This is a genomic window from Streptomyces sp. NPDC048196, from assembly GCF_040652715.1.
Taxonomy (GTDB): Bacteria; Actinomycetota; Actinomycetes; order Streptomycetales; family Streptomycetaceae; genus Streptomyces; species Streptomyces siderophoricus.
Genome location: NZ_JBEZMM010000003.1, coordinates 1 through 13746 on the forward strand (window position 1 = coordinate 1; position 13746 = coordinate 13746).

Consider the following 13746-nt stretch of genomic DNA (forward strand, 5'->3'; position numbering starts at 1 on the left):
GTGTGGACGTAAAGCGTCAGCAGTCCACACAACCGGCCCCGGAGGCCCGTCACCGCACCCGAAACACCACCCGCCCGCCGCAGGCGCAACGGCGATCAAGCCCCGCGGCGAGAAGGATGGGTACGTGCGGGGCGCCGCAAAGCGCAACGGCGAGAAGCCCCGCGGCGTCGCAGACGGCTACGTGCGCGGCGCCGCAAAGCGCAACGGCGAGCAACCCCCGCGGCGCCGCAGCCAACCACGTGGGGGGATCAAACGTCCGTAAGACGGACCCCCGCATGCGCCTTGTAGCGGCGGTTTACCGAGATCAGGTTCGCCACCAGTGACTCCACCTGGTGCGCATTGCGCAGGCGGCCCGCGAAGACGCCGCGCATGCCGGGGATGCGGGCGGCCAGGGCCTGGACCAGGTCCGTGTCGGCGCGGGACTCGCCGAGGACCATCACGTCGGTGTCGATCTGTTCGACCTCGGGGTCCTGGAGCAGCACCGCGGACAGGTGGTGGAAGGCCGCGGTGACCCGGGAGTCGGGCAGCAGCGCGGCGGCCTGCTCGGCCGCGCTGCCTTCCTCCGGCTTCAGCGCGTAGGCGCCCTTCTTGTCGAAGCCCAGCGGGTTGACGCAGTCGATCACGAGCTTGCCGGCCAGCGGCTCGCGCAGGGCCTGGAGCGTCTTGGCGTGGCCCTCCCACGGCACGGCGACGATCAGGACGTCGCTGCGGCGCGCGCACTCCGCGTTCTCCGCGCCCTCGATGCCGAGGCCGAGTTCCGAGGCGGCGGTCTGGGCGCGCTCGGCGGCCCGGGAGCCGATGATCACCTTCTGGCCGGCCCGGCCGAGCCGGTAGGCCAGGCCGCGGCCCTGGTCACCGGTGCCGCCGAGGACACCGACCACGAGACCGGACACGTCCGGGAGGTCCCACGGGTCGCGCCGGAGAGCGGCCTTGGCGCGGGTCGCGGCGTTCGGGGACTGGGCATCGTCAGGAGTAGTCATGACAGCGATCCTGTCACGCGGGTGCGGCCGGGCGCGGGCCGGTGAGCGGGTGATGCCGCGGTCGCCGGCCCGCCGGGATCACGCCTTGACGCTGCCCTCCGTCAGCCCCGTGCGCCAGTACCGCTGCAGGACGGTCATCAGCACCATCAGCGGCACCACGGAGAGGAACGCGCCGCCCACCGTGTACTGGTAGAGCACCGGCTGCCGGTCCGCGTAGCCGGTCCAGCTGGTCAGGCCCAGCTGGATGGGGTAGAGGTCGGAGTCGGAGAGCATGACCAGCGGCAGGAAGTAGTTGTTCCAGATGTGGACGAACTGGAAGAGGAAGACGGTGACCAGTGCCGGGGTCATCAGCCGCAGGCCCACGCCCGCGAAGATCCGGGCCTCTCCCGCACCGTCGATCCGGGCCGCCTCCAGCAGCGAGTCGGGGACCGCGGCGGTCGCGTAGATCCGGCAGAGGTAGACGCCGAAGGGGCTGACCACGCTCGGGATCAGCACCGCCCAGTAGGTGTTGGCCAGGCCCATCGCGCTGAAGAGGAAGTAGAGCGGGAGGGCGAGCGCGGTGCCGGGGATGAGGACGCCGGCGAGGACGAGGTTGAAGACCGCCTCCCGGCCGGGGAAGGGGAATTTGGCCAGCGCGTAACCGGCCGCGGCGGACAGCAGGGTGGCGCAGACCGCGCCGATCCCGGCGTAGAGCAGGGAGTTGGCGAACCAGCGGGCGTAGATGCCGTGGTCGTAGGTGAGGACGTCGGCGAGGTGGCCGAGGGGGTCGGGGTGGCCGGCGAACCAGAAGCCGAAGGTGCCGAAGAGTTCGGCGCTGTTCTTGGTGGTGGAGACGACCAGCCAGTAGACGGGCACCAGGAAGTACAGCGCGGCGACGGTCAGCAGGGAGGCGGTGATGATCCGGTAGCGGACCGGCGGCAGGGTCGTGCGGGGGCGGGCGGTGGGTCGGTTCATCGGCGTCGCTCCTTCGCCCGCCCGCCGACCAGCCGCAGGAAGCCGAACGACAGCACGCACGCCACCAGCGCGAGCAGCACCGCCTCGGCCGCCGCCACGTGCGGGTCGTTGCCGACGAACGCCTCGCTGTAGGCGTGCAGGTTGGGGGTGAAGCCGGAGTCGATGGACGAGGCGAGCGGGCGCAGCACCATCGGCTCGGCGAACAGCTGGAGGGTGCCGATGATGCTGAAGACGGTGGTGAGGACGAGCGCGGGCCGGATGAGCGGGAGCTTGACGTGCCGGGCGACCTGCCAGGCGGAGGCGCCGTCGATCCGGGCCGCCTCGTACAGCTCGCCGGGTACGGACTTCAGCTGGGCGATCAGCACCAGCATGTTGTAGCCGGTGAACTGCCAGGTGACGATGTTGGCGATGGACCACAGGACGGTGCTGCGGGAGAGGAAGTCGACGTCCCAGCCGGCCGCGTCGGCGATCTTCACCAGCGGGCTGATGCCGGGGACGTAGAGGAAGCCCCAGAGGATCGAGGCGATCACACCGGGCACGCCGTAGGGCAGGAAGAAGGCGCTGCGGAAGAAGGCGATGCCGCGGGCGCTCGCGCTCTCCAGGAGCAGTGCGAGGGCGGTGGCGAGCGCGATCATCAGCGGGATCTGTACGGCGCCGAAGAGCAGCACCCGGCCGAAGCCGGCCAGGAACCGCTCGTCGGCGAGGGCGTGCGCGTAGTTGGCGAGGCCGGCGAACGCCTCGTGTTCGTGGCCGCCGAGGCCGAGCGGGCCGGTGCGTTCGGTGCGGTGCAGGCTCTGCTGGACGGCGTATCCGATGGGCGCGAGGAAGCAGAGGCCGAAGAGGGCGAGGAAGGGCAGGACGAAGCCGGCGGCGGCGCGGGCGTTGCGGGCCTCGGTGCGGGAGACCCGGCGCCGGCGGCGGCCGGGTGGGTGCGGCCGCCGGGTGGTGTCCGGCGCGGTGCGGCCGAGGGTGTCCCGGCTCACCCGCCGCTCTCCACCTTCAGGCCCTTGCCCTGGAGGTCGGACAGCGTCTGGCGCTGCACCTTGGTGAGGGCCGCGCGGAACGAGCTGCCGTCGGCGAGGGCGTCGGTGAAGGCGTCGCCGAGCCGCTGGTAGAGGGTGTCCACGCCGGGGCCCCACCGCCAGCTGGTGTCGACGTGCGCACCGGCGTCGGCGAAGACCTTGCTGTACGCCTGGCCGCCGAAGAAGGTCTTGTCGGCGTCGAGGGCGTCGGTGGCGTAGCCGTGCTTGGCGCTGGGGAAGCCGTAGCCGCCGGCGATCAGGAGGGCGATCGATGCGGGGTCGGTGTTGAGCCAGACGGCGAAGTCGAGGGCGTCCTTGGGGTAGCTCGCCTTGGCGAAGACGGCGGTGGTGGAGCCGCCCCAGTTGGCGAAGACCCGGTCGCCGGCCTTCCACTGGGGCAGCGGCGCGGCCCGCCATTTACCCTTGGTGCCCGGTGCGTTGCCGACCAGCAGGGCATCGCCCCAACTGGCGCCCACCCAGGCGGTGATGGCGCCGGTCTGGAGGTCCTTGTACCAGGCGTTCTGGCGGTCCGGGATGGTCTTGACGAGCTTCTGCTTGACCAGGGATTCCCAGTAGTCGGCGACCCGGCGGGTGGGTTCGTCGTCGATGTGCACGATCCAGGTGTCGCCGTGGGTCGCGTACCACTTGGCGCCGGCCTGCCAGGCGAGGCCGGCGAAGCGGTTGCCGTTGGTGGGGGCGAAGGTCTCGATCCAGGCGCCCTTCTTGCGGATCACCTTGGCGGCGGCCTCGTACTCGTCCCACGTCCCGGGAGCCTTCAGGCCCCACGTGTCGAAGAGGTCCTGGCGGACGAAGAGTCCCATCGGGCCGGAGGCCTGCGGGATGGCGTAGATGCCCTTGCCGAAGACGGACTGCTGCCACTGCCAGCCGAAGAACTTGTCCTTATGGCGGGCGGCGCCGAGCGGGGCGAGGTCGAGCAGCCCGTTGTCGAGGAGGAAGCTGGGGACGACGGGGAACTCGATCTGGCCGAGGTCGGGCGGGTTGCCGGCCTTGATGGCGGCGTGCATCTTGGCGTACTGCTCGCCGTTGACGGCCGACACCTTCTCGACCTTGACCTGGACGTCGGGGTTCTTGCGGTTCCACAGGTCGACGGGTTTGTCGATGCCCGGCACCCAGGACCAGAAGGTCAGCGTGATCTTCTGGCCCTTCTTGCGCTCCCGGGGCGCGTCGGCGTCGCCGTCCCCGCCGTCGCCGCAGCCGGCGAGCGCGAGGCCGGCGGCGAGCGCGGCCGCCCCGCCGAGGACCGTTCTGCGGGGCGTACGGGGCAGATGGGGCACGGGGTTGCGGGTCATGCCGGCTCCTCCACGGGGATGCGGCGGAAGGTGATCGTCGAGTACGCGCTGAAGTCGCCGGTCCCGTAGCGGAGTCCGACGGTGTCGCGGTCGAGGCGGCCGGCCGCGCGGCTGAGCCGAGCTGCGGCGAAGCGGGTCAGGCCGGCGAACGGGGTGAGCAGGGTCTCGCCGCCGTCCGCCGGCACGGTGCCGGCGCGGTGCCGGGCGGCGGCCGCCTCGCTGCGGCGGTTCAAGTGAACGGTGCCGTAGGGGAGTTCGGCGGCGGTGGTCTCGTCGGGGGCGACGGTGGGGTGGGGGTCGCCGTCGACGACACCGGTCCGCCAGGTCGCGTCGTCGTCGCTGTGCCGGGGGTGGACTCCGTTGTAGCGGGGCTCGATACCGGTGTCCGCAGGGTTGCCGGCGTACGGGCCGTGGCGCAGCCGCGGGGCGTGGCCGGGGCCGGTGGCGTACCAGCGCCGGTCCGGCTGTTCGACCTGGTCGGTGAGGTCGTGGGGCGGGCTCCAGGTCGCGCCGTCGTCGTCGCTGTGCCGGAGCGGTAAGCGGCGGCCGTCGGCGGGCGGGAGCTCGCCGGTGGTGCCGTTGCGGGCGGCGGCCTGGAGCGGGTCCCCGGTGCGGCTGCCGTAGGTGGGCCGCTTGAGGACGGTGTCGAGGTCGCTGGAGTCGGCGGGCGAGGAGACCCGGTCCTCGGTGAAGGCCGGCGCCGCCCCGGAGCGCGCGCGGGCCACGGCGGGGATCCGGAGGCTGGTGTGCCGCTCGGTCCCGGCCCGGTACGGCGCCGAGCTCTCGTACGCCATGGGTCACCCCCAGGGGGCAAGGACGTAGGATGTCCCTTGTCCTGGGGACCATAGGGAGCGCCCAACTGACCGTCAAGGCAGCGCACATGACGCATTCCCCGTGCCGGCGACGGGACGGCTGACGGGGCGTGACATCGCGGTGAACGGGCGGGCCCGGGACGGGGTCCTGCGTCGCCCGCCCGCACCACCGGGGCCGGGGCCGGGCCCGCGCCCTGCGCTATTCGGCCAGCCGGCGCCGGATGCCGTCGAAGTGCCGGTGCATGGCCTCCACGGCGCGGTCGCCGTCGCCGGCCTCCAGCGCGTCGACGATCTCCTTGTGCTGGCGGTAGGTCAGCTCCGGGTCCGGGCGGTCGTCGGAGAGGTCCTCGCGCACCCGGCGCAGCGCCGCCCAGAAGGCGTCCAGCACCTCGCTCAGCAGGTGGTTGCCCATCGAGCGGTACAGGGCGAGGTGGAAGGCCCGGTCGGTGGCGCTCTGCACCATGCCGCCGCGCGCCTCCTCCGCCATCCGTTGCACCAGGCCCTTGAGGACGGTGAGGTCCTCGGCGGGCAGCCGGCGGGCGACGGCGGCGATCAGGCCGGCCTCCAGCGCCTCGCGGACCTCCATCAGTTCGTACAGGCTCGGCTCGCCCTGGTGGTGGCGGACCGCGGCGCGGAAGGCGACGCCCTCGACGAACGGCTCCAGGGTGAGCGGGCCGACGTAGGTGCCGAAGCCGTGCCGGATCTCGACGATGCGCATGGCCTGCAGCGCCTTGAGCGCCTCGCGCACCGAGTTGCGGCTGACGTCGAGCAGGTCGACCAGTTCGGCCTCGGTGGGCAGCGGATCGCCCGGGACCAGTCTGCGGCGCAGGATCAACTGCTTGATCCGGCCCTGCACTTCCTCGGCCATCGTCCCTCGTGCCATGGCGTTCTCCCTCTCCCGCACGCACCACTGCCGCGCCGCCGACCCTCTGCCGCGCCGCCGGCCCTCCCCCAAGCTCTTGGGGAGCAGGGGGCTCCCGTCCCGCCCGCCCGCGCCGGGGCCGCGGATCCTTCCGACCGCTTGTGAACAGGTCTATTGTGCTCTGACATAGGACATCCCATGTCCTATGTGTTCACGACCACCCGGAGCCCGCCATGGCCCAGCCCACCCCCCTCCGCGGCCCTCTCCAAAGCCCTCTCCCCAGCACTCTTCGCGGCCCTTTGCGCGGCGTGATCCCCCCGGTCTGCACCCCGCTCGACCCGCGGGGCGAGGTCGACACCGCCTCCCTGACGCGCCTGGTGCACCACCTCCTCGCCGCCGGGGTGCACGGACTCTTCGCCCTCGGCTCCACCGGCGAGGTCGCCTACCTCACCGACGACCGACGGGCCACCGCCCTGGAGACCGTCATCAAGGCTGCGGACGGCCGGGTCCCGGTCCTCGCCGGCGTCATCGACACGACCACCCCCCGGGTCCTGGACCACGCCCGCGCCGCCGCCACGCTCGGTGCCGACGCCCTGGTCGCCACCGCGCCCTTCTACACCCGCACCCACCCCCGGGAGATCGCCGCCCACTTCCGCCATCTGCGCGCGGCCGTGGACCGCCCGCTGTTCGCCTACGACATCCCGATGGCCGTGCCCAGCAGGCTCACCCCCACCGTGGTGCGCGAGCTGGCCGAGGACGGCACGCTGGCCGGGCTGAAGGACAGCAGCGGCGACGAGGGCGCACTGCGCCGGCTGCTCGTCGCACTCGGCGGCCGCGCCGGCCGGCGTACCGGCCCGGCCCCCGGCTTCACCGTCCTCACCGGCTCCGAACTGACCGTGGACGGCGCCCTGTTGGCGGGCGCCGACGGCGTCGTCCCGGGGCTCGGCAACGTCGATCCGGCCGGTTACGTACGCCTCTACGAGGCGGCGCGGGCCGGCGACTGGGAGCGCGCGGCCGCCGAACAGGAGCGCCTGGTCGCGCTGTTCGGGATGATCGACGCCGGCCCGGAGGCCGAGATGGGGCGCAGCTCCTCGGCGCTCGGCGCCTTCAAGGCGGCGCTGCGGCTCCTGGGCGTCATCGAGCACGGCACCACCGCCTTCCCCCAGCTGCCGCTGAGCGAGGAGTCGCTCCGGGAGGTGGGACGTCGGCTGACGGCCGCCGGTCTGGCTCCGGTGGCCCGTACGGGTGACATCGGTTGAAAGGACAATCAGGTAGCGGGGCGCTGGGGCAGGATCCGGGCCATGGATGCCGTACGGGTCGCCCTGCTGCGTGAGGTGCTCGCCGGGACCGAGTGGATCCAGGCCACCCGGCGGTTCGCGGGGTCGCTGCGCACCGCCGTCGCCCCGCACGGCGGCGGACTGCTGCTGGTCGGCGGCGCCGGGTACGAGCCCTGGCATCTGGCCGCCCATCTGGACGACGAGGCCGCCTGGTCGGGGCTGCCGGAGCTGTCGCCGACCCTGGTGCGGCAGCGCGTTCCTCCCGGTGCCCCGGCCCATCTGGCCGTCGGGCCGGGCCGGCTGGCCGCGGCCGGGCGGGGCGAGACGCTGCTGGTCGTCGCGCCGGAGCAGCCGGGCGCCGAGCTGCTGGAACGGGTGCACGACGCCCGCCGCAACGGCGCCACGGTGCTCGCCCTGGACGGCGGCGACCGCGATCTGCACGCACTCGCGCACGACGCCCTGACCGCGTCGGCGCCCCTGCCCGGCGGCTGCTCCGGCGGCAGCCCGGACGACACCCCCGGCACCGCCCCCGGCACCGGCCCCGGCCCCGATCCCGAGGACGTCGCCTCCCACGGCCTCGACCTCGATACGGTCCAGCACCTGGTGAGTGCGGCCGCCGGCGAGAACAGCCTGCCCGCGCCCCGCGGCCGTCGCCGCTTCCGCGACCGCCTGGCCCGGCTCGCCGACGAGCTGACCGCTCCTCCGCCGCCGCGCTGGTAGCCGGGCGGGGACGAGGGGCGCCCTCCGCCCTCCGCGGGCCGGCCGCGTCGCCCACCCCACCCGGCTCCGCCGCCGAAAATCCTTTGCGGGCCCGCTTCCCGCGCCGCACGATGAACCCTCGTGACCACCGAGGATCCTCCACTCCCGCCCGCGCCGGCCTCCCGGCGGCGGCTCGCCTCCCTGCTGCCGGACCTGGCCCCCTGGCGGTCCTCGCGCGACTTCCGGCTGATGTGGTGCGCCGGCGCGATCACGGTCTTCGGCAGCTTCCTGACGTTCGTGGCACTGCCGCTCCAGCTCAAGCAGCTGACCGGTTCCACCGTCGCGGTCGGGGCGCTGGGCGCGGTGGAGCTGGTCCCGCTGATCGTCTTCGGGCTCTACGGCGGTGCGCTGGCCGACGCCGTGGACCGCCGCCGGCTGATCGTGTGGAGCGAGGCCGCGCTGGGCCTGATCGCGGTGGGACTGCTGGGCAACAGCCTGCTGCCGCATCCGGCGGTCTGGCCGCTCTATGTCAGCGCGGCGGCGTCCAGCGCGCTGACGGGTCTGCAGCGGCCCGCGCTGGACGCGATCGTGCCGCGGATCGTCGGGCACGACCAGCTCGCCGCGGCCGCCGCGCTCAACTCGCTGCGCTGGCAGGTCGGCGCGATCGCCGGCCCGGCGCTGGCCGGCGGGTTGCTCGCCTGGGCCGGCCCGTCCTGGGCGTACGGCGTCGACGCGGCCACCTTCGCCGGCTCGCTGCTGCTTTCCGTGCGGCTGGCCCCGTCGCCCGCCGCGCACGACGCCGAGAAGCCGTCGCTGCGCGCGATCGCCGAGGGCGCGCGCTACGCCTGGTCCCGCAAGGAGCTGCCGGGCACCTACGCGATCGACCTCACCGCGATGCTCTTCGCCTTCCCGTTGGCGATCTTCCCGTTCCTCGCCGACGAGCTGCGCGCGCCCTGGGCGCTGGGCCTGATGTACGCGGCGCTGCCGGCCGGCTCCTGTCTGGTCAGCCTGACCAGCGGCTGGACCTCGCGGATCCACCGGCAGGGGCGGGCGATCGCGCTGGCGGCGGCCGGCTGGGCGCTGGCCGTCGCGGTGGCCGGGCAGCTGCGCAACGTCTGGCTGGTGCTGCTGTGCCTCACGCTGGCCGGCTCCTGCGACATGATCAGCGGCATCTTCCGTTCGGCGCTGTGGAACCAGACCATCCCCGACGAGCTGCGCGGCCGGCTGGCCGGTATCGAGGTGCTGTCGTACTCGGCGGGCCCCCAGCTGGGCCAGGTAAGGGTCGGTGGGATGGCGGCCCTGACCGGCGTGCGGGCCTCGGTGTCACTGGGCGGTCTGCTGTGCTTCGCCGGGGTCGGGCTGCTCGCGCTGGGCCTGCCGAAGCTGATGGCGTACGACGCGCGGACCGACGAGCACGCCCGCCGCATGCGGGAGCGCCGGGCCGCCGCCCCGGCCGCCGCCGACACCGGCGACGCCCTCACCGCCTAGCGGCTCACCCAGGAGGACCGGCTAGTCCTCCTCGCGGTCCCCGCCCTTGGCCGCGTCGTGCCATTTGGGGTCGGTCTCCCACTCCAGGTTCCGCTCGCGGGCGGTCTCCATGGCGTGCGCGGCCTCCTCGCGGGTGTCGTAGGGGCCGAAGCGGTCGGCGGCGCGGCACTGGGGGCCCTCCTCGACCGTGCCGTGCTTGAGGCAGTAGAACCACTCGCCCGGCTTTCCGACCGTCCGCTTCTTGAAGAGCGCCATCGCCGCCTCCTGTGGGGTGCTCCGTGCCACCATCCTGCCCGACGGGCCGCGGATACACTCGCTGGCATGTCTGGCCAGTCGCTTCTTGTCCCGGGGAAGATCTCCCCCACCCGCCCCGTCCCCGCCTCGATCCCGCGCCCCGAGTACGTCGGGAAGGACGCGCCCACGCCCTACACCGGGCCCGAGGTGCAGGACGCCGAAACGATCGAGAAGATGCGGATCGCCGGCCGGATCGCCGCCCAGGCGATGGCGGAGGCCGCCAAGCACATCCAGCCCGGTGTGACGACCGACGAACTGGACCGGGTGGCCCACGAGTTCATGTGCGACCACGGCGCCTACCCGTCCACGCTCGGCTACCGCGGTTTCCCCAAGTCGCTGTGCTCCTCGCTCAACGAGGTCATCTGCCACGGCATCCCGGACTCCACCGTCCTCAAGGACGGCGACATCGTGAACCTGGACGTGACCGCGTACATCCACGGTGTGCACGGCGACAACAACGCCACGTATCTGTGCGGTGAGGTGGACGAGGAGTCCCGGCTGCTGGTCGAGCGCACGCAGGAGGCGCTGCACCGCGCGATCAAGGCGGTCAAGCCGGGGCGTCAGATCAACATCATCGGCCGGGTCATCGAGTCCTACGCCAAGCGTTTCGGCTACGGCGTGGTCCGTGACTTCACCGGTCACGGCATCAACTCGTCGTTCCACTCCGGCCTGATCGTTCCGCACTACGACAGCCCGCACCACACCACCGACATCAAGCCCGGCATGACGTTCACCATCGAGCCGATGCTGACGCTGGGCACGCACGAGTACGACATGTGGGCGGACGGCTGGACCGTGGTCACCAAGGACCGCAAGCGGACCGCGCAGTTCGAGCACACCCTGGTGGTCACGGAGACCGGCACGGAGATCCTCACCCTTCCCTGACCGCGGGCCCGCGGGCGGGGCGGCCCCGGCCTGGTGGCCGCCTCGCGCCCGGGGCGTCGGCCTGGCAGAATTTTTACCGACAGTGCGTCGGAAACGCCCCTACACTGCTTTACCGACACCGAGTCGGTAAAGCTGCCGGCCGTTCGCGCCCCTCGGCCCCGGAGGTCCGTCATGGAACCGTCCAGCCCGGCCCCGCACCCCTCTCCCGTCGCGCCCGCCCCGCGCGCTCCGTCCGCCCCGTTCTCGACGGTGATCCGGACCGCGTCCCACGCACAGCACACCGAGGCCGAGAACTCCTCGTTCATGAGCGACCTGCTCGGCGGCAGGCTCGGCGTCACGGCGTACCGGCGCTACACCGAGCAGCTGTGGTTCGTCTACCGCGCCCTGGAGGACGCCACCGGGGTGCTCGCCGGCGACCCGGTGGCGGGCCCGTTCCTCCGTCCCGAACTGGCCCGCACCCCCGAGCTGGAACGCGATCTCGCCCACCTCGGCGGCCCGTCCTGGCGCACCGGCCTGCGGCCGCTGCCGGCCACCGCCGCCTACGCCGCCCGCGTCACGGAATGCGCCCGCACCTGGCCGGCCGGCTATGTGGCGCACCACTACACCCGCTACCTCGGCGACCTCTCCGGCGGCCAGATCATCCGCGGCACCGCCGAGAAGACCTGGGGCTTCGCGCGCAAGGGCGACGGCGTCCGCTTCTACGTCTTCGAGGGCATCGCCAACCCGGCGGCCTTCAAGCGCAGTTACCGCGCCCTGCTGGACGCCCTGCCGGTGGACGAGGTCGAGAAGCAGCGCGTGGTCGAGGAGTGCCGTCGCGCCTTCCGCCTGAACAGCGCGGTCTTCCAGGCCCTGGGTGAGGAGTTCCCGCTCAGCGCGTAGCAGGAGCAACGCGCGGGCGGTGGCCCGTAGTTACGCCGCCAGGCGCCGCACCCGGCCGCCGACGGCGATGGTGCCGTCCGGGTGGACCCGGGTGAAGATCTGCGAGGCCGCGCCCTGATGGAACGTCAACGGCCGGGCGAGTTGGTGGGTGAGGAGCAGGGCGGCGGCGCCGGTGGCCTCGTCCTCGGCGATGTCGTCGCCGCGGCGCGGGAAGCCGCGGGCGCGGACCACGCCGGCGGGTTCGTCCTGCCAGGCCCAGGCGTAGAGCCAGCCCTCCCCCGGCGGCGGGGCGGGCAGGGCGTCGACCTCGGCGGCCGAGGCGAGGCGTTCGGTGCGGCGCGGCGGCACCCATTCCGGGCGGCCGCGGACCCAGGTGAGGTCGCCCTCGAAGCGCACCGCGACCTCGCCAGCCGGCGGGCGGAGGGTGCGCGGCGGCCGGCCCTGTGCGCGCAGGAGCCAGGCCAGACCGACGAGCGGATGGCCGGCGAACGGGAGCCGGACGCTCGGGGTGTGGATGTCGACGGTGCCCCGGTCGGGGTCGTCGAGGAAGACGGTTTCGCTGAAGCCGAGCCGGGCGGCGAGGGCGGCGCGTTCGGCGGGGCCGGGGAGCGCCGCCCCGTCCCGCACCACCGCCAGTTCATTGCCCCCGGTGCCGTCCGGTCCGCAGAACACCCGGAGTACGTCGTATGCGGTCATCGGGACAGTGAACCGCGGGACCGGGCGAGACCGCGCGGACCAGGGTCCGGCGCAGTCCGGCGCAGAGCACGCGGGCGCGGGTCACGGTCGGCGGGAACGGCGTCATGGAGCACCCCCAGAGATGAGTAGTTAGGTAAGGCTAACCTAACTAATGCGTGAAGAGATCTTCGCCCCGTGGGCATCGGGGGCCAAAAGCCCCGGTCACAGGCCGTCTCGACAGTGGTCCCTTACCTTGACCGGCGCATGACCGTTCCGTGATGTGCGGCGGGCCAATCCGTGATGGGGCCGTTGCGTATGAGAGCGGGATCACTGGACAGGGCGGGCAGAAATAGGTAAGCCTCAGATAAGTTAGGGCCGCCTTAGTGGTGGCTCCGGCCATTGTTTACCGTTCCTGTGCACAGTTTCTTCGTCCTAGCCCGCTTGGAGCCCCGTATGCGAGCCCTTCGCTCCTCCGCCGTCGCCGCCCTCGCCGCGGCCACGGCCGTCACCGCCGTCGCCGGCTGCGCCGCGAAGAACGACGGCAAGGGAGGCGGCAAGGGCGCGGTCAAGGTGACCGCGACCGACTCCAGCTGTGAGCTGTCGACCAAGGAGTTCCCGGCCGGGCACGTGCAGTTCTCGGTGGAGAACAAGGGCTCCAAGGTCACCGAGGTCTACGTCTACGCCCCGGGCGACCGGATCGTGACCGAGCGGGAGAACATCGGCCCCGGCACCAACGCCGAGATCACCGCGGAGATCAAGGCCGGTTCGTACGAAATAGCCTGCAAGCCGGGCATGAAGGGCAAGGGCATCCGGCAGAAGGTGACGGTCAGTGGCAAGAGCGCGGCCGCCAAGCGCGACCCCAAGCTGGACGCCGCGGTCGCCGCGTACCGCCGTTACGTGCAGGAGCAGGCGGACCAGACCCTGCCGAAGGCCCAGAAGTTCGCCGACGCCGTCAAGGCCGGCGACGTGGAGGCCGCGAAGAAGGCCTATGCGCTGTCCCGGATCGGCTGGGAGCGCACCGAGCCGGTCGCCGAGTCGTTCGGCGACATCGACCCCAAGGTCGACGTGCGGGCCGACGGCCTCACCGGCGGCCAGAAGTGGACCGGCTGGCACAAGCTGGAGAAGTCCCTGTGGGAGGAGAAGAAGATCTCCGGGGACGACAAGAAGCTGGCCGACCAGCTGATCACCGACCTCAAGGACTGGCAGAAGCGGGTCGGCAAGGCCGAGATCACCCCGACCAGCATGGCCAACGGCGCCAAGGAACTGCTCGACGAGGTCGCCACCGGCAAGGTCACCGGTGAGGAAGAGCGCTACAGCCACACCGACCTGGTCGACTTCCAGGGCAACGTCGAGGGCGCCGAGAAGGCGTACCAGCTGCTCAAGCCGGTCGTCGCCAAGAACGAGCCGGCGCTGGCCAAGGAGCTGGACAAGCAGTTCGCGGCGATCCGCGCGCTGCTCGACGACCACCGTGACGACAAGTCCACCGACGGTTTCGTCTCGTACGACACGGTCGGCAAGGGCGACCGCAAGAAGCTCTCGGACGGCGTCAACGCGCTGGCCGAGCCGCTGTCGAAGCTGGCCGCAGCCGTGGCCACCGCCAAGTAGTCCG

14 protein-coding genes are annotated in these 13746 nt (G+C 72.6%); 6 read left to right on the forward strand and 8 right to left on the reverse strand.

Annotated features, from left to right (window positions below):
* Nucleotides 1-248: 248 nt before the first annotated feature.
* From npdG to AB0E02_RS05180, 6 genes are all read right to left on the reverse strand, one after another.
* Nucleotides 249-980, reverse strand: coding sequence for an NADPH-dependent F420 reductase (gene npdG, locus AB0E02_RS05155; RefSeq protein ID WP_362136153.1), 732 nt, complete (start codon nt 978-980; stop codon nt 249-251).
* 78 nt (nt 981-1058) lie between these two features.
* A complete protein-coding gene (locus tag AB0E02_RS05160) occupies nt 1059-1934 on the reverse strand; it encodes a carbohydrate ABC transporter permease (RefSeq protein WP_362136155.1) in 876 nt (291 codons plus the stop codon).
* Nucleotides 1931-2791, reverse strand: coding sequence for a sugar ABC transporter permease (locus tag AB0E02_RS05165; RefSeq protein WP_362136775.1), 861 nt, complete (start codon nt 2789-2791; stop codon nt 1931-1933). Before AB0E02_RS05165 ends, AB0E02_RS05160 begins: the two co-directional genes overlap by 4 nt.
* Nucleotides 2792-2913: 122 nt before the next feature.
* A complete protein-coding gene (locus tag AB0E02_RS05170) occupies nt 2914-4266 on the reverse strand; it encodes a sugar ABC transporter substrate-binding protein (protein ID WP_362136157.1) in 1353 nt (450 codons plus the stop codon).
* The gene (locus AB0E02_RS05175; RefSeq protein ID WP_362136159.1) at nt 4263-5060 is read right to left on the reverse strand and encodes a sialidase family protein; all 798 of its coding nucleotides are present in this window, start codon (nt 5058-5060) and stop codon (nt 4263-4265) included. The genes AB0E02_RS05170 and AB0E02_RS05175 overlap by 4 nt, the downstream gene beginning before the upstream one ends.
* A gap of 217 nt (nt 5061-5277) precedes the next feature.
* Complete coding sequence (locus tag AB0E02_RS05180) at nt 5278-5961, reverse strand: FadR/GntR family transcriptional regulator (RefSeq protein WP_362136161.1); 684 nt, start codon at nt 5959-5961, stop codon at nt 5278-5280.
* A 212-nt stretch (nt 5962-6173) separates the two neighbouring features.
* On the opposite strand from AB0E02_RS05180, the gene AB0E02_RS05185 reads away from it, so the two are divergent.
* The 3 genes from AB0E02_RS05185 (at nt 6174) to AB0E02_RS05195 (ending at nt 9404) form a co-directional block, all read left to right on the forward strand.
* Nucleotides 6174-7199 (forward strand): dihydrodipicolinate synthase family protein, encoded by a 1026-nt coding sequence (locus tag AB0E02_RS05185; RefSeq protein ID WP_362136163.1) that lies wholly within the window; start codon nt 6174-6176, stop codon nt 7197-7199.
* 42 nt (nt 7200-7241) lie between these two features.
* Nucleotides 7242-7937: a hypothetical protein gene (locus AB0E02_RS05190; RefSeq protein ID WP_362136165.1), complete on the forward strand. Its 696-nt coding sequence runs from the start codon at nt 7242-7244 to the stop codon at nt 7935-7937.
* A 228-nt stretch (nt 7938-8165) separates the two neighbouring features.
* Nucleotides 8166-9404, forward strand: coding sequence for an MFS transporter (locus AB0E02_RS05195; protein WP_362136777.1), 1239 nt, complete (start codon nt 8166-8168; stop codon nt 9402-9404).
* A 21-nt stretch (nt 9405-9425) separates the two neighbouring features.
* Here AB0E02_RS05195 and AB0E02_RS05200 read toward each other — a convergent pair whose 3' ends face one another.
* The gene (locus tag AB0E02_RS05200; protein ID WP_362136167.1) at nt 9426-9659 is read right to left on the reverse strand and encodes a hypothetical protein; all 234 of its coding nucleotides are present in this window, start codon (nt 9657-9659) and stop codon (nt 9426-9428) included.
* Between the two features lie 66 nt (nt 9660-9725).
* On the opposite strand from AB0E02_RS05200, the gene map reads away from it, so the two are divergent.
* A complete protein-coding gene (gene map / locus AB0E02_RS05205; RefSeq protein ID WP_362136169.1) occupies nt 9726-10583 on the forward strand; it encodes a type I methionyl aminopeptidase in 858 nt (285 codons plus the stop codon).
* Between the two features lie 171 nt (nt 10584-10754).
* Nucleotides 10755-11462, forward strand: coding sequence for a biliverdin-producing heme oxygenase (locus AB0E02_RS05210; RefSeq protein ID WP_362136171.1), 708 nt, complete (start codon nt 10755-10757; stop codon nt 11460-11462).
* Nucleotides 11463-11492: 30 nt separating this feature from the next.
* Here AB0E02_RS05210 and AB0E02_RS05215 read toward each other — a convergent pair whose 3' ends face one another.
* Entirely contained in the window at nt 11493-12158 is a 666-nt protein-coding gene (locus AB0E02_RS05215; protein ID WP_362136173.1) for a PhzF family phenazine biosynthesis protein, read from the reverse strand.
* 432 nt (nt 12159-12590) lie between these two features.
* Here AB0E02_RS05215 and efeO point away from each other — a divergent pair, with 432 nt between their 5' ends.
* Nucleotides 12591-13742 (forward strand): iron uptake system protein EfeO, encoded by a 1152-nt coding sequence (gene efeO, locus AB0E02_RS05220; RefSeq protein WP_362136175.1) that lies wholly within the window; start codon nt 12591-12593, stop codon nt 13740-13742.
* Nucleotides 13743-13746 lie beyond the last annotated feature (4 nt).